Source organism: Ensifer sp. Root31 (assembly GCF_001424825.1).
Classification (GTDB): Bacteria; Pseudomonadota; Alphaproteobacteria; order Rhizobiales; family Rhizobiaceae; genus Ensifer; species Ensifer canadensis.
In genome coordinates, this window is sequence record NZ_LMCO01000056.1 from 51,752 (window position 1) to 73,747 (window position 21,996).

The following is a 21,996-nucleotide window of genomic DNA, read 5'->3' on the forward strand; positions in this document are numbered from 1 at the left end:
TCCTGTGCTCGTCACAGGAATCCAGCCGTCTTGCATCGGCAAGCCGGTGAAGAGTGTTTCTGCCTTGGAGGCGGTGTCGGGTCTGGTGTTCGTCAAAGGGTCAATCGCGGCACGGACGTGCCGCTGCTGGATTCCTGTGACGGGCACAGGAATGAGGGGTGGGGAGGAGCGCCGCTCGATCATTCGTTACGCTCCGAGCGGCCGCAGCAGGTCGCGGCTGATGATGTGGCGCTGGATCTCGGAGGTGCCGTCCCAGATGCGCTCGACGCGGGCGTCGCGCCAGAAGCGGGCGAGCGGCAGGTCGTCCATCAGCCCCATGCCGCCGAAGATCTGGATCGCCTCGTCGGTGACGCGGGCAAGCATTTCGGTGGCGTAGACCTTGGCAGAGGCGATCTCGCGGTTGGAGGGCAGGCCCTGGTCGAGGCGCCAGGCGGCCGAAAGCGTCAGCAGATCGGCGGCGTCGATCTCGGTGATCATGTCGGCGAGCTTGAAGGAGACGCCCTGGTTGGCGCCGATCGGCTTGCCGAACTGCTTGCGCTCGGCGGCGTAGTTCAGCGCGTAATCGAAGGCGCGACGCGCGCGGCCGACCGAGGTCGCAGCCACCGTCAGCCGTGTGGCGAACAGCCAGTCGTTGGCGACGTCGAAGCCTTTGTGTACTTCGCCGAGGATCTGGGCGGAGGGCAGGCGGCAGTCGTCGAAGGTCAGGATGCAGTTGTTGTAACCGCGGTGGGAGACGGAGCTGTAACCCTTGCGGATCTCGAAGCCGGGCGTGCCGCGGTCGACGAGGAAGCAGGTGATCTTCTTTTTTGGCCCGCGCGGTGTGTCCTCTTCACCCGTTGCGATGAAGACGATGACGAAATCGGCGATGTCCGCATGGCTGATGAAATGCTTGGTGCCGTTGACGATCCAGTCGTCGCCGTCCTTGCGGGCAAAGCACTTCATGCCGCGCACGTCGGAGCCGGCATCCGGCTCGGTCATGGCGAGCGCGTCGAACTTGTCGCCCTTGACCGCCGGCAGCAGGTATCTTTCGCGCTGCTCGTCGTTGCAGGCCATCAGGATGCCCGAAGGGCGGCCGAAGAAGACGGTGAGGCCCATCGAGCCGCGGCCGAGCTCGCGTTCGACCAGCGTGAAGGACGTATGGTCGAGACCGGCGCCGCCCACCTCTTCGGGGAAATTGCAGCCGAAGAAGCCGATTTCCTTGCACTTGCGGGCAATATCCTGGCCCAGTTCGGGCGGCACGATACCCGTGCGCTCGACCTCGTCCTCATACGGATAGATTTCGGTCTCGACGAAGCTGCGGACCGTGTCGACGATCATCTGCTGTTCATCGGTCAGTGCGAAATTCATGTGTTCTCCCTCGCAATTTATCTGCCTGCCCTCTGGCCGATCTCCCCATCGGCCGCTGGCATGCGCGGTTGCCTGCCCCTCACCCTAACCCTCTCCCCGCAGGCGGGGAGAGGGGACTCTTTGCGGCTGCGCTCCTACTGCCGAAGACAGGGGCGAGCGGCTGCAGCATGTTCCTTCGCCCGTTGACGGGGACAAGGTCGCGGCAGCGGGATGAGGGGCGGCCGTCGCCCGACTTTTCCCGCAAAGACTGCCCCTTCCACGTCGAAGGAGCCGTCCGTTAGCGCTTCTGGCCGACGAACCGTCCGGCACCTTCGGGCGTCGGCAGGCCGGCGTGGGCCTCGGTGATCGCCTTCAGCTTGTCCAGGACCTTGGCTGGGGCAGCGACCGATTTGCCGGCCTTGCTGTCGACGTGCAGCATCATCTGCTCGGCGGTTGCGATGGCTTCCTTCGTTTCGGCATTGTAGATCGTCGAGAAGAGATGCAGGCGCTTCTCGTCCGACGACAGAAGCTGGCAGGTCGAATAGAGCGCATCGCCGAGCTTGGCCTCGCCGAGGTTCCGGATATGGGTCTCGACCGTGTAGTAGCTGTGGCCGTCGCGGACATAGTCGAGGTCGACGCCGATCAGGCGCAGCAGGCCGTCGGAGGTATCGCCGAACACCTGGAGATAGCGGTGCTCGGTCATGTGGCCGTTATAGTCGACCCAGGCGGCGCTGACCTTGGTGTCGAGAATGTGCAGCGGCTTGACGTCGCCGAGATCGGCTTCAGGCTTCTTGGCGTTGGCCCAGAGCTTCGCCTCGAAGTCGGCAAGCAGCTTGCCGGCGCCCCAGCCTTCGCCGCCATTGCCCGATTTCAGCGCATGCATGATGCCGACGAGGTTTTCGTCGCGGATGCGCTCGAGCTCGCGGATCGAGCGGCCGGCGGCCTGCGCGTCCGACTGTGCACCGATCTTCTCCACCAGCGCATCGTCGAGATCGACGACATCGGTGAACTTGGTCCAGGGCCATTTCAGGCAGGGGCCGAACTGGGCAAGGAAGTGGCGCATGCCGGCTTCGCCGCCGGCGATGCGGTAGGTCTCGAACAGACCCATCTGCGCCCAGCGCATGCCGAAGGAGTAACGCATGACATTGTCGAGCGTCTCGGTATCGCAGATGTCATCCTGGATCAGCCACAGCGCCTCGCGCCAGAGCGCTTCCAGCAGACGGTCGCCGACGAAGGCCTCGATCTCCTTGGCAATGACGACGCCCTTCATGCCGATCTGTTCGACGCCCTGCATGGCGCGCTCGATCGTCGCCTTCGACGTCTTCTTGCCGCCGACGAGTTCGACGAGCGGCAGCAGGTAGACGGGGTTATACGGGTGCGCCACGAACATGCGCTCGGGGTGCTTCATCTCGGCCTGCAGGTCGGATGGTAGCAGCCCCGAAGTGGAGGAGCCGATCAGCGCGTCAGGTCTTGCGGCGGCATCGATCTGAGTGATGACGCCGCGCTTCAGCTCCAGCCGCTCGGGCACGCTTTCCTGAATCCAATCAGCGTCCTTGACCGTTTCCTCGATGCTTTTGCAGAAGGTGAGTTTTCCCTTCGGCGGCAGCGGCGCCATGGTCAGCATCGCATAGGCGCGCTCGGCATTGGCCATGACTTCGCCGATGATGCGTTCTGCCTCCGGATGCGGGTCGAAGATCTTCACATCGATGCCGGCAAGCGCAAACCGCGCTACCCAGGCGCCGCCGATGACGCCGCCACCGACGCAGGCTGCTTTCGTTATAAGGCTCATGATATCCCCGCTCAGCGCTTCGTCAGCTTCAGTTTCTTGCGGACCTCATCCGGCCCGATGATCTTGGCACCCATGCCCTCGATGAGGCCGACTGCCTTTTCGACGAGCTGACCGTTGGTCGCGAGCTGGCCCTTGCCGATATAGAGATTGTCTTCGAGGCCGACGCGGACGTTGCCGCCGGCAAGGACTGCTGCTGCCGGGTAGGCAAGCGCGTTCCGGCCGATTGAGAAGGCAGAGAAGGTCCAGTTATCCGGCACGTTGTTGACCATGGCCATGAAGGTGTTGAGGTCATCAGGCGCCCCCCACGGAATGCCCATGCAGAGCTGGATCAGCACCGGATCCTCGATCAGCCCTTCCTCGGCGAGCTGCTTGGCGAACCAGAGGTGGCCGGTGTCGAAGGCCTCGATCTCGGGGCGGACACCGAGCGCCGTCATCTGCCGCGCCATTTCGCGCAGCATCGACGGCGTGTTGGTCATGACATAGTCGCCGAGCGAGAAGTTCATGGTGCCGCAGTCGAGCGTGCAGATTTCCGGCAGGCAGTCGGCGACATGGGCAACGCGCTCGGTGGCGCCGGCCATGTCGGTGCCTTTTTCGTTGACCGGGAACGGGCTTTCGACATTGCCGAAAACCAGGTCCCCGCCCATGCCGGCTGTCAGGTTGAGCACGACATCGACATCGGCGGAGCGGATGCGGTCGGTGACTTCGCGGTAGAGATCGAGCCTGCGGGCAGGGGCGCCGGTGTCCGGATCGCGGACGTGGCAGTGGGCCACGGCAGCACCCGCCTTGGCGGCTTCAATCGCCGCATCGGCAATCTGCTTTGGCGTGATCGGAACGTGGCTGGACTTTGAAACGGTGTCTCCGGCGCCGGTGACGGCACAGGTGATGAATACCTCGCGGTTCATGCTGAGCGGCATTGCAGTCTCCCTTTTATTAAAGCCATTACGAGCCAAGAACGGCGGCTCTGCTTTTCATAATCGGTTCTATCTTGTACATTATCGGCAACGATAAGGAGAAGTTTGCGAATGGATCAGAGCGTTTCGCAGGTGCAGCACGCCGACATCCTGGTGTTGCCGGAGACCAACCTGATCCTCGTTGCCTCGGTGATCGAGCCGATGCGCGCTGCCAACCGCATCGCCGGCCGGCCGCTCTACAGCTGGACGCTCTACAGCCCTGACGGCGAGCCGATCGAAACCAAGAGCGGCATCCCCATTCCGGTTGCAGGCGCTTTCCGACCACAGCGCGAAACGGCGCCGCTCTTCATCCTGTCGAGCTACAATTGGCAGCGGAGCGCCACCTCGCAGCTGAAGATGATGCTGTCGCAGACGGCGCGCCATCGCGAGCTGATGGCGGGCATCGAATCCGGCTCCTGGCTGCTTGCCGAAACCAGCTTGCTCGACAATTCCAAAGCCACCACCCACTGGGAGGATTTCGAGGATTTTACCGCCACCTATCCGCAGGTGACGATGGTGCGCGAACGGTTCGTCATCGACGGCAAGCGCATCACCACCGGCGGCTCCCTGCCGACGCTCGACCTGATGCTGGAGCTGATCCGCCGGGCGCACGGCTATTCGCTGGCGCTCGAAGTGTCGCGCCTGTTCATCTACGAACAGGAGCGCACCCGCGGCGACCTCCTGCAGATGCCGGCGATCGGCAACATGCGCATCCTCGACCCCCGTGTCGGCGCCGCGGTCAAGCTGATGGAGGAAACGGTTGAGGCGCCTTTGACGCTCGCGCGGCTCGCCCGCCGCATCGGCGTCGGTGCCCGGCACCTGCGGGACCTGTTTCGCGACACGATGGGGGTGGGGCCGCACGAACATTACCTGGCGCTGCGCCTTAATGCGGCGCGGCGTAAGGTGATCGAGACGCGCATGGAATTTGCCGACATCGCCGCGATCACCGGCTTCAATTCGTCATCATCCTTCTCGCGCAGCTACCGCGCCCATTACCGCGAGAGCCCGAGCGAGACGCGTCGTCGGCTGAAGCTTGGCCATGGAGCCGAGGATCGCGGCCGTTCGCCGGAGGGTGCGATCGGCAAGGCCAAGGCGACTGGACATCCCTAAGGCACGTCGCGCAAAAGTGTTCAGCGGTTTTGCGATGACGACATGCGAAAAAACAAGAGCTTAAAGCGCAGCAAGCGAATCCGAAAGATCGCGACGCGCTTTAGCTGCTCAGGTGGAGACACCGGCTTTGAGGCGACGATGCACCTCATGAGCTGATTCAACGGTGCGGTATTCCTGAGTCGTTTCAGCTGTTTGACGGCAGATCGTGAAGAACTGATTCCGGCGATCCCGATTACGCTGGCGAGGCTGTCGCTGCCTGCGGACCCGTCTTCATCATGCCGATCATCAGGTCGCCGACCTCGCTGGAAAAGGCGCCGCGCGGCCAGATGAGCGTCAGCGACTGGCGGTAGAGCGGCCCTAGCCGGATCATGGCGGGTGGGCGCTGGACCCGCGACAGCGAGGTTTCCGGCAGCACCGAGAGATAGCCATGGTGGCTGACCAGGTTGATGATGACGGGGATGGAATCGACCTCGACCAGTGTCACGCGGCGGTGCTCATGCTCCGTGAGCGTGTCATCGAGAAAGCGGGTGACCTCCCGGCGCAGGCCGCTTCGCACGCTCGGAACGGCGATCGGGCAGGTGGCGAGCAGCCGGGGGAGATCGCCGCCCATTTCCGAAAGGGCCGGTGCCGGACCGGCGAGCACCAGTGCGGTTTCGGACACGAGACGGCCGTCGAAATCTGGTGGAATGCCGGCGATATCGAGCAGGGCGGCGTCGAAGCGCCGGCTCTTGAGACCGGCGAGAAGCTCGTCGGCGGTGGTGCTGGAGATGAACAGCGATTGCCGCGGGCGGGAGCGGTGCCAAGTGGCCGTCAGCGCCGCCAGCATGCGGGCAATCTCGCTTTCCGGCCCGAGCGGCATGACCGCGCCGAGGCGCCAGGTGGTGACGTCGCGGCGGAACCGGTCGGCCGAAGCGCGCGTCAGCCGCGCCCAGATGTCGAGCAGGCGTTCGACTTCAGGGATGATGCCGAGGGCTGTCGGGGTGCAGACGATGCCGCCATGGGACCGCCCGAGCAGCCGGCATTGCAGATGACGTTCGAGGTCGGCGATCTGCCGTGTCAGTTGCGGCTGTCCAAGGCCGAGGGTGCGGGCGGCCGCCCGGATGCTGCCGGCCCGGGCGATCCGGACGAAACGGTCGAGGGCGACGAGGCCGACAGGCGGGATCGCAGTCGGTGGTTCGCCGCTAGCCGTAGTCAGCAGCGCCCGGATTGTGGCGCTTGCTTCGGTCACATCGGCCTGGCGTGCACGGGCCTCCAGCGTTAGGGCCACGAGGCCGCCGTCGCGACGGAAAAGCGGGATCGAAACGGCCTGTTCGAAGCGGCGAACGGCGGCGCTGACGCTCGACGGCGCACGGCTGCTCAAGGTGGCGGCGCGCCTTATGCCGCCTTCGCGCATGACGGCCTCGACGAGCAGGATCGTGGCGATATCCATTGCGTAAGTTCTCCGCCGGCATCGTCGGTGCCACCATGTTCAGAATTTGGCATCGGCCGTTCCGGATTTGGGATATATCACGAGAGCGAACAAAACGCATAGCATGCTGGCAGACGATCCCTCGCCCATAGAGGCGGGATCGCATCAAGTCTTTGCATCCACGCATCGTTTCGGCGTCGAGGCGGATCGCGTGGTAAGGTTCTCGAGGCATGCTGCAACAGGTCAAGTCCATCGTTCTCTGCGGAAAACCGCTCGACTTCGCGACGCTCGAGGAAATCGGCTCGGGTGCGGCGCGACCGGTCGCGGACGAGGGCGGCATGGAGCGGGTGGCGGCTGCCCACAAGGTGATCGCCGATCGCATCGCGCTCGGCCTGCCGGTCTACGGGTCCAACACCGGCGTCGGCTCGATGAAGGACCGGCTCTGGACGGCGGACGATCTGGCGGAGTTCAATACCTCCTTGGTGCGTGCCCATCATTTCGGCACCGGCGAATTTTTTGCGGTGCCGATCGTGCGCAAGGCCATCGCCATTCGCTGCAACACCGCGATGCGCGGGCATACCGGATGCAGCCCCGAGCTGATCCACGCCTTCCTCGCACTCATCGAGCACGACATCATCCCGGCAGTGCGTCGGCACGGCTCGATGGGCTGCGCCGATATCGGCCTGATGGGGCAGATCGCGGCCGTTCTGACCGGGGTCGGCGAAGCCTATCATCGCGGCCGGCTGGTTCCGGCCGAAACGGCGCTTGCCGATGCCGGGCTGACGGCTTTGGTGATGCGGCCGCGCGACGCGCTTGCGGCACTCAGCGTCAATGCGATTGCCTATTCGGCGGCCGCCGACGTGCTGCGCGAGGCGGCAGCGGCCATCCGCGTGCTGCTGGTGACCGGCGTGATGTCGTCGCAGGCGCTTGGCGCTTCGGCTGATCCGTGGCGGGTGGCCGCGACGCTGTCGACGCGGGGCGAGGCGCTGGTCGGCTCCTGGCTCTACGGCCAATCGGGCGTTTCCGACTGGCCCTTGCCGACGGCGATCCATGACCCATTGAGCCTGCGCATGACCGCACAGGTGTTCGGCGCCGTTGTCGATACGCTGCTGGTTGCCGCCGGCCGTCTGGTCGAGGCGACCTATCTTTCCGACGACAATCCGGTGGTGCTCGGCGGCCAGGTGCATGCCTCGGGTGCTTCGCTGCCCTTGACCACGACGCTCTATGTCGAAACGGCGCAAATCGCGTTTTCCCATGTGGCGCGCAACGTGCTCAACCGTTGCATCCTTCTGTCGAACGGCGGGCGCCGCAACCTGCCGGTCAATCTGGTGGCGCCGGGCGAAATCGCCACCGGCCTCGGCCCGCTGATGAAGCTTGCGGTCGAGCTCTACATGCGCGTGCAGTCGATGGCGGTGCCGCTTTCGGCCCAGTCGATCGTCGTTGCCGGCGGGTTGGAGGAAGAGGCGACCTTCCTGCCTTTGATCGTCGAGCGCATGGAAACCCAGGTGCGCGATCTGCGGCAGTTGGCGGCGATCGAGGCGATCCTGTCGTCGCAGGCGATCGATCTTGTCGGCGATGCGCCACACGGCATCGTCAAGCTCGCGCATGAGCGCACCCGCTCGATCAGCCCGATCTATCTGAAGGACCGGCCGCTATCGAAGGAAATCGAGGCGTTGCAAGGCGCGTTTACCTGCCATGACCTGCTGCGCACCTTCGTCACCATGGCGCCGATGCCGGAGTTCGACGACTTCTTTGCGCTGAGCAAGTGATCCAGGCTGATCCAACAAGGCTGATCCGATGGAGAGAACACGATGTCCGATTTCGATCTTGTCCTGAAAGGCACCATCGTTCTCCCGCACCGGATCGTCGAAGGCGGACATGTGGCCGTGCGCGATGGCAAGGTCGTGCATGTCGGGCAGGGGGTGGCACCGGCTGCCCGTGAACGCCACGATCTCGGACGCGCAATGATCCTTCCCGGCGCCATAGACGCGCAGGTGCATTCGCTGTCGCAGAAGAACCAGGAGGATTTCGTCTGGTCGACGCGCTCGGCCGCGGCCGGCGGTGTGACCACGATCGTCGACATGCCCTATGACGAAGGCAATCTCGTCTGCTCGGCGGAGGCCGTTGGGCGCAAGGTCGCCCATGCGAGCCCGCAGGCGCGGGTCGACTTCGCCCTCTACGGCACGGTCGACCCCGAGGAGGGGCCGGCCCGCATCCTCGAAATGGTCGAGGCCGGCGTTGCCGCCTTCAAGTTCTCCACCTTCGGCACCGACCCCAAGCGCTTTCCGCGCATTCCCGCAGCGCTGCTCGAGGATTGCTTTCGCGCGATCGCGCCGACGGGGCTTACAGCCGGGGTGCACAACGAGGACGACGAGGCGGTGCGCGGCGCGATCGAAAAGGTCAGGGCCGCTGGGATCACCGATTATCGCGCCCATGGCCTTTCCCGTCCGCCGCTCACCGAGCTCTTGGCGACCAACCAGATCTACGAAACGGGTGCTTCGACCGGATGCCCGGCGCATGTGGTCCACTGCTCGCTCGGGCGCGGCTACGAGATTGCCGACGCCTACCGGCGCCAGGGCCACGCGGCGACGATCGAATGCTGCATCCATTATCTGACGCTCGACGAGGAGAACGACGTTCGCCGGCTTGGCGGCAAGGCGAAGATCAATCCGCCGATCCGCCCGCGTGCCGAGGTGGAAAAGCTATGGCGGCATGTGGCCGATGGCACGGTGACGATGGTTTCGACCGACCATGTCAGCTGGTCGGAGGATCGCAAGACCAATCCGGACATGCTCGCCAATGCCTCCGGCGTGCCGGGTCTGGAGGTCATGGTGCCGCTGTTCGTCAAGGGCGCGCTTGAGCGCGGCATCCCGCTGACGCGGGCGGCCGAGCTGATGACGCTGAACCCGGCGCGGCATTTCCGGCTCGACCACCAGAAGGGCGCGCTGGAGGCCGGCAAGGACGCCGATATCATCGTCATGACGCCCGAGCCCTATACCTATGATGCGGCGACAAGCGGTCACAACGTCGTCGGCTGGTCGCCCTATAACGGCATCAGGCTGCCCTGGCGGGTGTCTGCCACCTATCTGCGCGGGTCGCTTGCCTTTGACGGGCGCGCCGTCGTCGCCAAGCCTGGCACCGGCGCCTTCGTTCGCCCGCTGCAGACTTTGCCTTTGCAGGAGGCCCGATGAGCACGAGCATCAAGACCAATCTGCCGGTGGATGCCAGCCGGATCGCCGGCATCGTCAACGGGCTTGCGGGGATCACGGAGCCGGATCGGCCCTATACCCGCCGGGCTTTCACGCCGCTGTTTCTGGAGGGCCGCGCCTTCCTCGATCGCCGCTTTCGTGCGGCGGGGCTGGAGACGCGCATCGATGCGGCCGGCAATCTCATCGGCCGGCGCAAGGGGCGAAAGTCCGCGCTCGGAACGCTGATGCTTGGTTCCCACTCCGACACGGTGCCGGAGGGCGGTCGCTTCGACGGCATTGCCGGCGTCGCCGCGGCACTTGAAGTGGCGCGCGCGCTTTCCGACGGCGGCATCGAACTCGATCACGACCTGGAGATCGTCGATTTCCTTGCCGAGGAAGTGTCGATCTTCGGCGTTTCCTGCGTCGGCAGCCGCGGCATGGCCGGCATCCTGCCGGATGGCTGGCTGAGCCGGGTGCAGGGCGAACTGAGCCTGCGGCAGGGCATCGTCGAAGTTGGCGGCGATCCGTCGCGGCTGCCAGCGCTCAAGCGTTCCGACATCAAGGCCTTTCTGGAACTGCATATCGAGCAGGGGCCGGTGCTGGAGACCGGGCGCCTGGATATCGGCGTCGTCACAGCGATCTCCGGCATCACCCGCATCGAGATCATCGTCGAAGGGCAGGCCGACCATGCCGGCACGACACCGATGGACCACCGGCGCGATGCGCTTGTCGCAGCCTCCCGGTTGGTGCTGGCAATCGAGGCGCTGGCAACCGAATTCTCCAAGGGCGAGGGACACTTCACCGCGACCGTCGGCGAGTTCTCGATCGAACCGAACGCCGCCAATGTCGTGCCGTCGCGGGCGCGGTTGCTGATCGATGCACGTGCCGAACTGCAGCCGCAGATGGAGAAATTCATCGTCGAACTGGGCGCGCTTGCCGCGCGCGTTGCCGGTGAGGCCGGCGTGACCATCGCGCCCGCCAATGTTATCTCCGACAATCATCCCACACCCGGCGATCCGCTGCTGCTTTCGACGCTGGAGGAAAGCTGCGGCCAGATCGGTGCCCGCCACCGGCGCATGGCCTCCGGAGCCGGGCATGACACCGCGTGGATGGGGCGCATCACCCGCTCGGCGATGATCTTCATTCCGTGCCGGGGCGGTCGTTCGCACGCCCCGGACGAGTGGGCGGAGAACGACGATATCGCGCTAGGCACTGCCGTGCTCTTCGATGCCGTCAGAAGGCTCGACAAACAATTGCAGGAGAAGGTTTGAGATGGGTCGGATATTGACGGAGAAGGATGTCGAAGCTGCGGTCAAGGGCGGCTCCGTCTATGCCGCCGGCGGCGGCGGCTGGGCCGATCACGGCCGCATGCTCGGCTATGCCGCGGTCTCGATCGGCAAACCGGAACTGGTGTCGGTCGACGAGCTTGATGCCGACGACTGGGTGGCGACAGCAGCCGCCATCGGCGCGCCGGCCTCGACCACCCCCTGGGAAATGCGCGGCGTCGACTACGTCAAGGCGGTGCAACTGCTGCAGGAGGCGCTCGGCGAGAAGCTTTCGGGCCTGATCATCGGCCAGAACGGCAAGTCCTCGACGCTCAATGGCTGGCTGCCATCGGCGATCCTCGGGACCAAGGTGGTCGATGCGGTCGGCGACATCCGGGCGCACCCGACCGGCGACATGGGCTCGATCGGCCTTGCCGGGTCGCCTGAACAGATGATCCAGACCGCCGTCGGGGGAAATCGCGACGAGAACCGCTATATCGAGCTGGTGGTCCGCGGCGCGACCGCCAAGGTCTCGCCGATCCTGCGCACCGCCTCCGACATGTCCGGCGGTTTCATCGCCTCGTGCCGCAATCCGGTCCGCGCGTCCTACGTCAAGGCGAATGCGGCGCTCGGCGGCATCTCGCTGGCGCTGGCGCTCGGCGAGGCGATCATCGCGGCGGAAGCCAAGGGCGGCAGCGCGGTGATCGATGCGATCGTCAAGACGACCAATGGCGCGATCCTTGCCGAAGGCACGATCACCGACAAGTCGGTCACCTACACCAAGGAGGCCTTCGACATCGGCACGGTGACGCTGGGGAAGGGGGCTGACTCAACGGTATTGCACGTGATGAATGAATACATGGCGGTTGACTCTGCGGAAGGCCGGAGGCTTGCCACCTTCCCTGACGTCATCACCACGTTGTCATCAGAGGGCGAACCCTTGAGCGTCGGCCAACTGCGGGTCGGCATGACGATCTTCGTGCTGCATGTGCCGAAGTCGGTGATCCCGCTTGCGTCCAGCGTGCTCGACCCGACGGTCTACCCCTCGGTCGAAAAGGCGATGGGCATAGAGCTCGCCCGCTACGCTCTGGCCGGGCGGTCGTAGAGCATGTCCAGGAAAAGCGCGAAGCGGTTTTCCGTCCGGAAATGCAAGAGAACAATGAGGTAAAGCGTTTCCAGATTTCGTGTGCACAGGAAACGCCAGGGGAGAGAGGTCATGGCGCGGGATGCGGGACTTGAGGAACTGATCAAGGACGAGATCGCCGGGCGGCCGGGGCTGTCGGAAAAGGCGATGTTCGGCGGCTGGGCGTTTCTGCTCAACGGCAACCTGCTCTGCGGCGCGCGCGAAGGATCGATGCTGGTGCGGCTCGGCAAGGGCAATGACGGCTGGGCGCTGGCGCTGTCCGATGTCGAACTGATGGTGATGAACGGCCGCGCGATGCATGGCTGGGTGCGGGCCGGGGCAGACGCTTATGGCGACGACGCCGTGCGCAAGCGGCTCATCGATGCGGCGACTGCCTTCGTCGAAACGTTGCCGCCGAAGTGAATGCAGAGAGTGGTTTTGCCCCTCACCCTAACCTCTCCCCGTAGGCGGGGAGAGGCGACGTCGTTGCGACCCGGGGCGGCAAGCCGTGGTTATTCTTCTCGCCGAGAAGGGGAGAGGCACGATTGTGATGAGATGGCGCGTTGGCAGCGAGCAGGGGAGCCGTTTACGCCCCCGGCCTGTGGGCGATGGACCATAGCGGCTTCGCACGCGATGTTCGCCGCAAGCTGTGAACAATCCCCTCTCCCCTTGCGGGGAGAGGGTTAGGGTGAGGGGCAGCGAGCTGCCTCGCGACAACGAAGAGGAACGAGACGATGCCCAAGGCCAACCCCCGTCACCCGAACTTTCCGATCCCCGGCGGACTGGTGCTGCGCGCCAAGGGCTGGCGGCAGGAGGCCTTGCTGCGGCTACTCGAAAACGTGCTTTCTGTCGGCGAGGATCCGGACAACCTCATCGTCTATGCCGCGCTCGGCAAGGCCGCGCGCAACTGGCCGGCGCACCGCGCCATCGTCAAGACGTTGATCGAGATGGACGAGGACCAGACGCTGATCATCCAGTCCGGCAAGCCGGTCGGGCTGCTCAAGACCCATGCCAAGGCGCCGCTGGTGATCATGGCCAACTGCAACATCGTCGGCCAATGGGCCAAGGCCGAAGTCTTCTACGAGCTGCAACGCAAGGGGCTGATCTGCTGGGGCGGGCTGACGGCCGGGGCCTGGCAATATATCGGCAGCCAGGGGGTGATCCAGGGCACCTACGAGATCTTCATGCGCATTGCCGAGCGGCGGTTCGGCGGCGATCTTTCCGGCCGCTTCGTGCTGACGGCCGGGCTCGGCGGCATGGGGGGCGCGCAGCCGCTTGCCGGCCGCATGGCGGGCGCCGCCATCCTCTGCGTCGATATCGACCCGGAGCGGGCGAAGAAGCGCCGGGAGATCGGCTACCTCCAGGAGATCGCACCGGATCTGGATACGGCACTTGCGATGATCGATGCGGCGGTCCGGGACAAGCGGGCGCTCTCCGTCGGGCTCATCGGCAACGCCGCCGAGGTCTACCCGGAAATCGCCCGGCGCGGCATCGTGCCCGACGTGGTTACCGACCAGACCTCGGCGCACGACCTCGTCTACGGCTACGTGCCGAAGGGCATGACGGTCGATCAGGTGAAATCGCTGCGTGACGACGGCCAGGGCCAGCTGATGGCCGCAAGCCGCGCCTCGATCGTCGAGCATGTTACGGCGATGCTCGAGTTTCAGAAAAAGGGCGCGGAAGTCTTCGACAACGGCAACCTCATCCGCACCCAGGCGCGCGAGGGCGGCGTTACCAACGCCTTCGACATTCCAATCTTCACCGAGGCCTATTTGCGCCCACTCTTTGCCCGCGCCATCGGCCCCTTCCGCTGGATGGCTCTGTCCGGCGAGGAGAGCGACATCGCGCGCATCGACGACCTGCTACTCGAAATGTTCCCGGACAACAAGATCGTCACCAACTGGATCAGGCTTGCACGCGAGCACATCCCGTTCGAGGGCCTGCCGGCGCGCATCGCCTGGCTCGGCCATGGTGAGCGCACAGCGCTGGCCCGTCGCGTCAACGAACTGGTGGCGTCGGGCGAATTGAAGGGACCAGTCGCCTTTTCGCGCGACCACCTCGATGCCGGCGCCATGGCGCATCCCAACATCATGACCGAGCGGATGAAGGACGGATCGGACGCGATCGCCGACTGGCCGCTGCTCGACGCCATGCTGCTCTGCTCCTCGATGGCGGATCTCGTCGTCGTGCATTCGGGCGGCGGCGGCTATGCCGGCTACATGACGAGCTGCGGCGTGACGGTGGTGGCCGACGGCACGCAAGCTGCCGACGAGCGGCTCGACCATGCGCTCACCAACGACACCGCACTCGGCGTCATCCGCTACGCCGATGCCGGCTACGACGAGAGTTTTGAGGAGATCGCCGCCAAGGGCATCGGGCACATTGCCCTGACATAGCCAGGGGCCGGCGTCTTGCCACCGTCTCTCCGAGAGGATCGTCGACGCCTTGGTATCGAGCAGTGCGCGAGCTACAGCGCCGCGCGTACGCGCGAAGGTCGTTGTAGCACTTTGAATTGCCGCATGTTTCCTTAAATCGAATACGATTTATGGAAACGCGGTAGAATGCTGGCTTTGCTGCTTGGGGGCGATCATGACATCAAGCTTCAATGTTCAAAGTGCGACTGGCTATGAGCAACTGATGGGGCGTTGGAGCAAACAGCTCGCGCCGCTTTTTATCAACTTTTCAGGCCTTGCAGATGGCGAGCGGATCCTCGACGTCGGATGTGGTACCGGAAGCCTGACCTTTGCGCTGCCGCATGCGGCAGATCTCCGTGAGATCACGGCGATCGACTTTTCGCCCGTCTTCGTCGAAGCGGCGATCAAGGCGAACACCGATCCGAGGATCAGGATCCAGCAGGCCGATGCCTGCGCGCTTCCCTTTGCCGATGATTATTTCGACCGGGCGCTGGCGCTGCTGGTCCTGCATTTCGTACCTGAAGCGGAAAAGGCCGTCGCCGAAATGCGCCGGGTGGTGCGGCCGGGCGGCGTGGTTGCGGCCGTGGTCTGGGATCATTTCGGCGGTCTGCCGGGCATGCGCATGGTGCTCGATACGGCGGCGATGCTCGATGAAAATGCCGATCAGGTACGCGCCCGCTATTGTTTCCAGCCGATGATGCGGCCCGGAGAGATGATACAGAGCTTCGCGGCGCATGGCCTCGTGGATATCGAGCAGACGTCGCTTATGATCCGGATGGACTATCAGTCGTTCGCAGATTTCTGGCAGCCGATCTCCGCGGGTGAGGGACCTCTCGGCAAATACGTCTCGGCACTAGAGCCAGCCCAGCGGGTGAAGATCGATGCAGCCGTGAAGGCCGCCTATGAGGCTGGCCAACCCGACGGCCCCCGGTCGTTTGCGGCAGTGGCCTGGGCATGCCGGGGTATTGTTCCGGAGGTGTGATAGGGCGTCAACATTTGCCGACCTCATCTCTGTGCTTGTCACAGAGATCCAGCGGCGCCGCGTCGGCGGCGCCAGAGGCTCCTTCGTTCCGGCGTCTGGCACAAGTCCTTCACGGCGCAGACGCGCCGTGGCTGGATTTCTGTGACAAGCACAGAAATGAGGGAAAGGAGGAAGCGCTTCGCGCACCACAGACACCAGGGACGCGAGGAAAACGCTCCGAGCCAGCGCGGAAATGAGGCGAGTGGGGCGGCGGCGCCTTCACAACGAGGCCTGGTGGGTACCTCAGCGTCCGGACGTCACACCACCGTCTCGCCGCCATCGACCACCAGGATTTGGCCGGTCATGTAGGACGATCGGTCGGACACCAGGAACAGGATCGACTCGGCGATTTCGTCGACGCTTGCCCAGCGGCCGAGCGGTACCTTTTCGCGGATGTAGGCCTCGATCGCGCCGCGACCGCCCATCTGGGCGATGAAGGGGTCGTTGAAGGGCGTATCGACCCAACCGGGGCAGAGCGCGTTGACGCGGATGCCGTGGCGGGCGTAGTCGCCGGCCATCTGCTTGGTCATGGCGATAACCGCATGCTTGGTGGTGGTGTAGGCGATCATCTCGCGGTCGTAGAGCACGCCCGACGATGACGAGGTGTTGACGATGACGCCGCGGCCGGCGGCCTTCATCGACGGCATGACCAGGCGGGCGGCCATGAAATGCGCACGCACATTGAGGTTCCACGAGCGGTCGAAGCCGGAGACTTCGACCTCTTCAAGATCGCCGGCAACCTGCGCGCCGGCGTGATTGTGCAGGATATCGATGCGGCCGTGGCGATAGAGGATATCGGCGATGCCGTCGGCAAGCGCTGCATCGTCGGTAACGTCGAGGGTGACGGCCTCGGCCTTGCCGCCCATGGCGCGGATGGTGTCGACGGTCAGGCTGCCGGCCTCGGGGCTGCGGTCGACGACGACGACATGCGCACCCTCGCGCGCCATGATGGCAGCGCCCGCCTGACCGATCCCGGAGCCCGCTCCGGTCACGATCGCGACCCGGTCTTTCAGGATCATCTGTTCACTCCCCGGATTTCGGTTTTTTGTCCCGCATCAGGATGCGGGCGGTCAGGATCAGGAGCAGCGAGGCGACGAGCACCAGCGTCGCGATCGCGTTGATTTCCGGCGTCACGCCGCGGCGGATCGAAGCGAAGACGTAGATCGGCAGCGTCGTCTTCGAACCGGCGACGAAGAAGGCGATGATGAAATCGTCGAAGGAGAAGGTGAAGGCGAGCAGGAAACCCGCCAGGATCGACGGCAGGATCTGCGGTAGCACGATCAGGCGGAAGGTGGTGAGCGGCGTCGCATAGAGATCGCTCGATGCCTCGACGATATCGCGCCCGAGGCTGGCGATGCGAGCTTTCACGATCATGGTAACGAGCGCCATCGAGAACAGCCCGTGCGCGGCGATGATCGAGCCATAGCCGAGCCCGAGCTGTGGCGGCTGGTCGCCCGGCCAGATGGCGGATAGCGCCGGATTGACGAAGGAAAAGACGGCGACGAGCGCCACAAGCGTGGCGATGCCGATGACGACGCCGGGCACGACGATGGCCGCGGCAAAGAGCGCGTCGAAGATCGCCCGGTTGCGCGGCGCCAGCCGCTCCATGCCGAGTGCGGCCATGGTGCCGAAGATGGCGGCAAGGGTGGCGCTGGTAAAGGCGATCATCAGGCTGTTCTGCAGCGCCGAGACCAGGAAGGTATTGCCGAGCGCCTTGCCGTACCATGCGGTCGAAAAGCCGGTGAACTCGCTGGCGCTGCGGCCGGCATTGAACGAAAACAGGACGACCAGCGCGATCGGCGCGTAGAGGAAGATATAGACCGAGGAGATGAAGGCGCGCATCAGACGAGATCCACCTGTCTTGTGCCGGCGACCCTGAAGGCGATGCGCATCGCCACCATCAGGATGACCACGACCACGGCCACCAGCGTCACGGCGATCGCCGAGCCGAAAGGCCAGTTTCGAGATTGCAGGAAGAGATCGACCAGCGCGTTGCCGATGAAGAACACCTTGCCGCCACCGAGAAGCTGCGGGATCAGGTATTCGCCGAGCAGCAGGATGGTGACGAGCGCCACGCCCGTCATCACGCCCGGCAGTGACAGCGGCAGGGTGACGCCGAAGAAGGTCGAGACGGGTCTCGCGCCGAGATCGGCGGAGGCTTCGAGCAGCCGGCGATCGAGCTTTTCGAGGCTGACATAGATCGGCATGATCATCAGCGGCAGGTAGCCATAGACGATGCCGAGCAGCACGGCGCCCGGCGTATTGAGCAGGCGCACATCCTCAAGGCCGATCATCGACAGCAGGTTCGGAATGCCGCGCGAGCCGAGGATATACATCCAGGCATAGGTGCGAACGAGCAGGCTCGTCCAGAAGGGTACGACCACCAGCGACACGAGGATAAGGCGGTACCGCGGGTCCGCCTTGACGGCGAGATAATAGGCGACGGGGTAGGCGACCAGCAGGCAGAGCAGCGCACCGACCGGCGCCAGCACCATCGTGTTCCAGAAGGCGGCCGCCCGGGTCGGGAGCCTGGCGAACTGGGCGAAGGTGAACGCCGCCTGATAGCCGCCTTCGGGCGCGCGCTCGCCGAAGGCGAAGACCAGCATGGCGATGAACGGCAGGACCAGAAAGATCATCAGCCATGCCGCCGCCGGCGCCACCAGCGCTGCCGTCACCAGGTTTCTCTTCGTGTTCGTTGCCGCGGGCATGTGAGTTGATCCGTCAAGTTTCATTGGCATTTCGGCCCCTCACCGCGAGGATGAGGGGCGGTCACGTCAAAGTTTCAATCAGGCTGACTTGAACCGCGCCATCAGCTCGGCGCGGCCCGGATCGGTCAAGGTTACCGCGGCGCCGAATTCGAGCGGCGTCAGCGAGGCCTCGTCGGGATAGACGATCTTGTTGCCGGTGACGTCGGCCGGCAGCAGCTTCATCACGCGGCTGTCGGTGGTCGGCGCGCCATTGGCGATATGTTCCTTGACGGCGTTTTCCGGTGCCATCAGGTAGTTGAGCAGCGCATAACCGGCCGCCTTGTTGGCCGCACTCTTCGGGATGGCGTAGAAGTCCGACCAGATTTCGCCGCCGTCCTTGCCGAGCACGAACTGGATTTCCGGCATGTCGCGGTTGAGCTGCGCGCCGTCATTGGTCCAGCACATCGTCATCCAGGCGTCGGTGGCGCGCATCGACGGCTGGTAGTCGCTGTTGATGGCGTAGAGGTGCGGCTTGACCTTGATCAGCAGTTCCTCGGCCTTGGCGAGCCCTTCCGGCTTGGTCGAATTGAAGGAATAGCCGAGCGAGACGAGCGCATTGCCGATGGTGGTCAGCTGGTAGTCGTGGACCATGGCGCGGCCGTCGGCCTCGGTCATGGCGATCTCGAAGAAGTCCTTCCAGCTGGTCACCGGTGTCTTGATCTTGCTGGAGTTGAGCGCGATGCCCGTGGTGCCCCAGTTCTTCGGCACGGCATAGGTCTTGCCGTCGACGACACCCTCGTTGGTGAAGCGCGCGGTCTCGGTCGAGGCGTCGTAGTTCGGCAGCTTGGAGAGATCGAGTTCGTCGATCAGGCCGAGCTTCACATAGGTGGAGATGGTGTAGTTGGTGGGCACGAACAGGTCCCAGCCGGTGCCGCCGGCCTGGAGCTTGGCGAGCATTTCCTCGTTCGAGCCGAAGACGTTGACCTCGACGGCAACGCCGGTTGCCGTCTGGAACGCCTCGAAGGTGGCAGGATCATGATAATTAGGCCAGGTGGCGATCGACATCTGCGTGCCGAGATCGCCGGCAAAGGCCGTCGAATTGAAGAGGCCCGGCTGGCGCGCCAGAACCGCCGTTGCAAGGCCAAGGCCGGTGACGCCGAGGAAGTGGCGGCGGGTGACCGAGCCGCGCTTCAGGCGCATCAGCTCGTCGGCCAATTGCTCGGCGGTGATCGGGGCATTTTCTCTGTACCATTTGGTCATGACGCTGTTCCCTTTATCGTTGACGTTCATGCAAGGCTCAGGGGGCGGCCGGGTCGGGCCGGAAACACATTTCAGGCCGGAAAGACGTGAAGCGCATTCGGATCGAAGGCGAGGCCGACCTTGTCGCCGGGCTCGACGAGATCGCTGTCGCCGAGCGCCCGGCGGTCGGCGGTGACGAGGAAATCGCCGAGGCCATCGACATCGATGGAGTATTCGACCGATGATCCCAGGAAGATGCGGTGCGTGACGGTGCCGGTGAGGGCGGCAGTGGCGGCAGCACCATTGCGTTTCAGGCTGATCGCCTCGGGGCGCAACGCGACCATGGCAGCACCGGCGCTCGGTGTCGTGGTGGCCGGGGCGGCAAACCGCGTGCCGTTGGCAAACAGGATGGAGGCGCCGCCATTGTCGACGGTGGCAGCGATCCGGTTGGTCTTGCCGACGAAATCGGCGACGAACAGGCTTGCAGGGCGATCGTAGATTTCCTGCGGCGGCCCGACCTGGACGATGCGGCCGGCATTCATGACGCAGACGAAGTCGCTCATCGACAGCGCTTCCTCCTGGTCGTGGGTGACGAGCACGAAGGTGATGCCGAGTTCGCGCTGCAGGGTCTGCAGCTCGATCTGCATGGCGGTACGCAGCTTCTTGTCGAGTGCCGCCAGCGGCTCGTCGAGCAGGAGCACCCTCGGCTTGTTGACGATGGCGCGGGCGAGCGCGACGCGCTGCTGCTGGCCGCCGGACATTTCGTGGATCCGGCGCTTGCCGAAGCCGCCGAGCCGGACCATCTCCAGCGCCTCCTGGGCGCGGCGCGAAATCTCGGCACTGGCGATGCGCGGCCGCATCTGCCTGAGGCCATAGGAGACGTTCTGCTCGACGTCGAGATGCGGGAACAGCGCATAGTGCTGGAACACCATGTTGACCGGGCGCCGATAGGCGGCAACGCCGTTCATCGCCTCGCCGTTGATATAGACGGTGCCTTCGCTCGGCTGCTCGAAGCCGCCGATCATGCGCAGGCAGGTGGTCTTGCCGCAGCCGGAAGGTCCGAGCAGCGCCATGAAGGCGCCCCGGGGCACCGCGAAGTTGATGTCCGAAACGGCGGTCACGCTGCCATAGCGTTTGGCGACCGAACGGAATTCGATGTCGTTCGTCGAAGCGGATGTCACGTCTGTTCCCTGCGGTTGTTGTCGGATACCGCCAAGGCTCTGATGCCCCCGCGCTCCACCGTCATTGACAGGCAGCCTAGTCAAAGCGCCCGGTGCCGGTATATACCCCGAGAGAGGTATTTCAACGCGAATTGGCTTGTGGGAGGAGTATACCCCGGAACAGGGCCGGATCGGCGGGAGAGCGGTTTGGGCATCGATCTCGAGGGATTATTTCAGGTCTTGGCGCCCATGGTCGACGGTGCGACCATGGACGACGAGGCTGTGGGTGCGGCCTATCGGCAATTGATGTCGACGCTGATGACCTTCGATTATGTCGTGGTTTTCGCCTATCGCGGCAAGGAACGGCCGATCGACCTCTACAGTACCTTCAATGCCAAGGACCATGTTCTATTCGTCAGCCTCTACCAGGCCGGGCCCTATCTGCTTGATCCGTTCTACCACGCGGCCTGCGAGGGCAAGCCGGGTGTCTGGCGCATGCGGGAGCGGGCGCCGGACCGGTTCTTCTCCAGCGAATACTATCGGACCTATTACGTGCAGACGGGACTGGCGGAGGAGGTCGGCTTCTTCGTGCCGATCAGCGAGCAGATCACCGTCGTGCTTTCGCTGATGCGGCGCGAGGCGACAGGCCCGTTCAGCACGGCGGAATTCGCGTTGCTGAAGAAGGTCGAGCCGCTGGTCTCCGCCCTTGTGCGCCACCACTGGGCCGACCTCGGGCGCCGGTTCGACACGGCGCTGGCAAAGACCGGCCGCAGCCGGAGAAAGTCGGCGCACCCTCCCGCGGACGGCGTCTGGCAGCACCTGAATCTGACCGAGCGCGAAGCCTCGATCATCGAACTCGTGCTGCAGGGTCATTCGTCGGAATCGATCGGCCTGAAGCTTGGGATCTCGACCGGCACGGTCAAGGTCCACCGCCGCAACGTCTACCGTAAGCTCGGCATCTCCTCTCAGACGCAGCTTCTTTCCCTCTACCTGCGCAATCTCAGCCAGTAGGGTTCAGCGCCACACCAGTCTTTCGGGGGGCGTGTTGGCGAAATTCTAAGAGCGCGCCCTTGCTTGACGGGCGGCGTATCCCCGTCGCCCCTCATTCCGGCCCTGTGCCGGAATCCAGCGACCTGACGTCTGTCGGGTCAAAAGACCTTCCAGCCCAAGGCCTTGGGCTGGCTGGATCCCTGTGACAGGCACAGGGATGAGGAGGTTTTTGCACCCTTGGCGTTCCCAGAGAACTGCCAAAGTGTGAAGCGTCGGCTGAGAATGGCTGTGTTGGAGGTGCGGCGCATCCCATTCTCCCTCATTCC

General features: G+C 64.5%; 18 protein-coding genes. 9 read left to right on the forward strand and 9 right to left on the reverse strand.

The genetic code is table 11. From position 1 onward, the window contains the following. Positions 1–186: 186 nt before the first annotated feature. The 3 genes from ASD00_RS31795 to ASD00_RS31805 form a co-directional block, all read right to left on the reverse strand. The gene (locus ASD00_RS31795) at positions 187–1,347 is read right to left on the reverse strand and encodes an acyl-CoA dehydrogenase family protein (RefSeq protein WP_025427811.1); all 1,161 of its coding nucleotides are present in this window, start codon (positions 1,345–1,347) and stop codon (positions 187–189) included. 277 nt (positions 1,348–1,624) lie between these two features. Beyond that, on the reverse strand, positions 1,625–3,115 hold the full coding sequence (locus tag ASD00_RS31800) for a carnitine 3-dehydrogenase (protein WP_025427810.1): 1,491 nt from the start codon (positions 3,113–3,115) through the stop codon (positions 1,625–1,627). 11 nt (positions 3,116–3,126) lie between these two features. Beyond that, complete coding sequence (locus ASD00_RS31805) at positions 3,127–4,029, reverse strand: 3-keto-5-aminohexanoate cleavage protein (protein ID WP_025427809.1); 903 nt, start codon at positions 4,027–4,029, stop codon at positions 3,127–3,129. A gap of 108 nt (positions 4,030–4,137) precedes the next feature. Here ASD00_RS31805 and ASD00_RS31810 point away from each other — a divergent pair, with 108 nt between their 5' ends. Next, on the forward strand, positions 4,138–5,175 hold the full coding sequence (locus tag ASD00_RS31810; RefSeq protein ID WP_025427808.1) for a GlxA family transcriptional regulator: 1,038 nt from the start codon (positions 4,138–4,140) through the stop codon (positions 5,173–5,175). 232 nt (positions 5,176–5,407) lie between these two features. Here ASD00_RS31810 and ASD00_RS31815 read toward each other — a convergent pair whose 3' ends face one another. Further along, the gene (locus tag ASD00_RS31815) at positions 5,408–6,604 is read right to left on the reverse strand and encodes a LysR family transcriptional regulator (RefSeq protein ID WP_025427807.1); all 1,197 of its coding nucleotides are present in this window, start codon (positions 6,602–6,604) and stop codon (positions 5,408–5,410) included. A gap of 209 nt (positions 6,605–6,813) precedes the next feature. Between ASD00_RS31815 and ASD00_RS31820 the strand changes: the two genes are divergently transcribed. The 7 genes from ASD00_RS31820 to ASD00_RS31850 all read left to right on the forward strand — a co-directional run bounded on the left by ASD00_RS31820 (position 6,814) and on the right by ASD00_RS31850 (position 15,555). Then, a complete protein-coding gene (locus tag ASD00_RS31820; RefSeq protein ID WP_057211099.1) occupies positions 6,814–8,352 on the forward strand; it encodes an aromatic amino acid lyase in 1,539 nt (512 codons plus the stop codon). Between the two features lie 42 nt (positions 8,353–8,394). After that, positions 8,395–9,774, forward strand: a complete 1,380-nt coding sequence (locus ASD00_RS31825; RefSeq protein ID WP_057211100.1) for an amidohydrolase family protein — start codon at positions 8,395–8,397, stop codon at positions 9,772–9,774. Positions 9,775–9,782: 8 nt separating this feature from the next. After that, positions 9,783–11,042 carry a Zn-dependent hydrolase gene (locus ASD00_RS31830; RefSeq protein ID WP_025427804.1) on the forward strand — a complete coding sequence of 420 codons (1,260 nt, stop codon included), beginning with the start codon at positions 9,783–9,785 and terminating at the stop codon, positions 11,040–11,042. A gap of 1 nt (position 11,043) precedes the next feature. Next, a complete protein-coding gene (locus ASD00_RS31835; RefSeq protein WP_025427803.1) occupies positions 11,044–12,141 on the forward strand; it encodes a DUF917 domain-containing protein in 1,098 nt (365 codons plus the stop codon). Between the two features lie 111 nt (positions 12,142–12,252). Next, positions 12,253–12,582 (forward strand): TfoX/Sxy family protein, encoded by a 330-nt coding sequence (locus tag ASD00_RS31840; protein WP_025427802.1) that lies wholly within the window; start codon positions 12,253–12,255, stop codon positions 12,580–12,582. 311 nt (positions 12,583–12,893) lie between these two features. Beyond that, positions 12,894–14,555 (forward strand): urocanate hydratase, encoded by a 1,662-nt coding sequence (locus ASD00_RS31845; protein ID WP_025427801.1) that lies wholly within the window; start codon positions 12,894–12,896, stop codon positions 14,553–14,555. Positions 14,556–14,748: 193 nt separating this feature from the next. After that, a complete protein-coding gene (locus ASD00_RS31850) occupies positions 14,749–15,555 on the forward strand; it encodes a class I SAM-dependent methyltransferase (RefSeq protein WP_025427800.1) in 807 nt (268 codons plus the stop codon). Positions 15,556–15,851: 296 nt separating this feature from the next. On the opposite strand, the gene ASD00_RS31855 is transcribed toward ASD00_RS31850, so the two are convergent. The 5 genes from ASD00_RS31855 to ASD00_RS31875 all read right to left on the reverse strand — a co-directional run bounded on the left by ASD00_RS31855 (position 15,852) and on the right by ASD00_RS31875 (position 20,701). Further along, positions 15,852–16,613 (reverse strand): SDR family oxidoreductase, encoded by a 762-nt coding sequence (locus ASD00_RS31855; RefSeq protein WP_025427799.1) that lies wholly within the window; start codon positions 16,611–16,613, stop codon positions 15,852–15,854. A 4-nt stretch (positions 16,614–16,617) separates the two neighbouring features. Next, positions 16,618–17,436, reverse strand: coding sequence for an ABC transporter permease (locus ASD00_RS31860; protein ID WP_025427798.1), 819 nt, complete (start codon positions 17,434–17,436; stop codon positions 16,618–16,620). Next, positions 17,436–18,302 (reverse strand): ABC transporter permease, encoded by an 867-nt coding sequence (locus ASD00_RS31865; protein ID WP_025427797.1) that lies wholly within the window; start codon positions 18,300–18,302, stop codon positions 17,436–17,438. The genes ASD00_RS31860 and ASD00_RS31865 overlap by 1 nt, the downstream gene beginning before the upstream one ends. A 78-nt stretch (positions 18,303–18,380) precedes the next feature. Further along, positions 18,381–19,541, reverse strand: coding sequence for a spermidine/putrescine ABC transporter substrate-binding protein (locus ASD00_RS31870; RefSeq protein ID WP_057211169.1), 1,161 nt, complete (start codon positions 19,539–19,541; stop codon positions 18,381–18,383). Between the two features lie 71 nt (positions 19,542–19,612). After that, complete coding sequence (locus ASD00_RS31875; protein WP_025427795.1) at positions 19,613–20,701, reverse strand: ABC transporter ATP-binding protein; 1,089 nt, start codon at positions 20,699–20,701, stop codon at positions 19,613–19,615. Positions 20,702–20,887: 186 nt separating this feature from the next. Here ASD00_RS31875 and ASD00_RS31880 point away from each other — a divergent pair, with 186 nt between their 5' ends. Further along, positions 20,888–21,691: a LuxR C-terminal-related transcriptional regulator gene (locus ASD00_RS31880; protein WP_082523797.1), complete on the forward strand. Its 804-nt coding sequence runs from the start codon at positions 20,888–20,890 to the stop codon at positions 21,689–21,691. Positions 21,692–21,996 lie beyond the last annotated feature (305 nt).

Bases quoted from the DNA above. Each gene is read 5' to 3' on its own strand.
- ASD00_RS31795 (WP_025427811.1), bottom strand. From the start codon at position 1,347: ATGAATTTCGCACTGACCGATGAACAGCAGATGATCGTCGACACGGTC.
- ASD00_RS31800 (WP_025427810.1), bottom strand. From the start codon at position 3,115: ATGAGCCTTATAACGAAAGCAGCCTGCGTCGGTGGCGGCGTCATCGGC.
- ASD00_RS31805 (WP_025427809.1), bottom strand. From the start codon at position 4,029: ATGCCGCTCAGCATGAACCGCGAGGTATTCATCACCTGTGCCGTCACC.
- ASD00_RS31810 (WP_025427808.1), top strand. From the start codon at position 4,138: ATGGATCAGAGCGTTTCGCAGGTGCAGCACGCCGACATCCTGGTGTTG.
- ASD00_RS31815 (WP_025427807.1), bottom strand. From the start codon at position 6,604: ATGGATATCGCCACGATCCTGCTCGTCGAGGCCGTCATGCGCGAAGGC.
- ASD00_RS31820 (WP_057211099.1), top strand. From the start codon at position 6,814: ATGCTGCAACAGGTCAAGTCCATCGTTCTCTGCGGAAAACCGCTCGAC.
- ASD00_RS31825 (WP_057211100.1), top strand. From the start codon at position 8,395: ATGTCCGATTTCGATCTTGTCCTGAAAGGCACCATCGTTCTCCCGCAC.
- ASD00_RS31835 (WP_025427803.1), top strand. From the start codon at position 11,044: ATGGGTCGGATATTGACGGAGAAGGATGTCGAAGCTGCGGTCAAGGGC.
- ASD00_RS31840 (WP_025427802.1), top strand. From the start codon at position 12,253: ATGGCGCGGGATGCGGGACTTGAGGAACTGATCAAGGACGAGATCGCC.
- ASD00_RS31845 (WP_025427801.1), top strand. From the start codon at position 12,894: ATGCCCAAGGCCAACCCCCGTCACCCGAACTTTCCGATCCCCGGCGGA.
- ASD00_RS31850 (WP_025427800.1), top strand. From the start codon at position 14,749: ATGACATCAAGCTTCAATGTTCAAAGTGCGACTGGCTATGAGCAACTG.
- ASD00_RS31855 (WP_025427799.1), bottom strand. From the start codon at position 16,613: ATGATCCTGAAAGACCGGGTCGCGATCGTGACCGGAGCGGGCTCCGGG.
- ASD00_RS31860 (WP_025427798.1), bottom strand. From the start codon at position 17,436: ATGCGCGCCTTCATCTCCTCGGTCTATATCTTCCTCTACGCGCCGATC.
- ASD00_RS31865 (WP_025427797.1), bottom strand. From the start codon at position 18,302: ATGCCCGCGGCAACGAACACGAAGAGAAACCTGGTGACGGCAGCGCTG.
- ASD00_RS31870 (WP_057211169.1), bottom strand. From the start codon at position 19,541: ATGACCAAATGGTACAGAGAAAATGCCCCGATCACCGCCGAGCAATTG.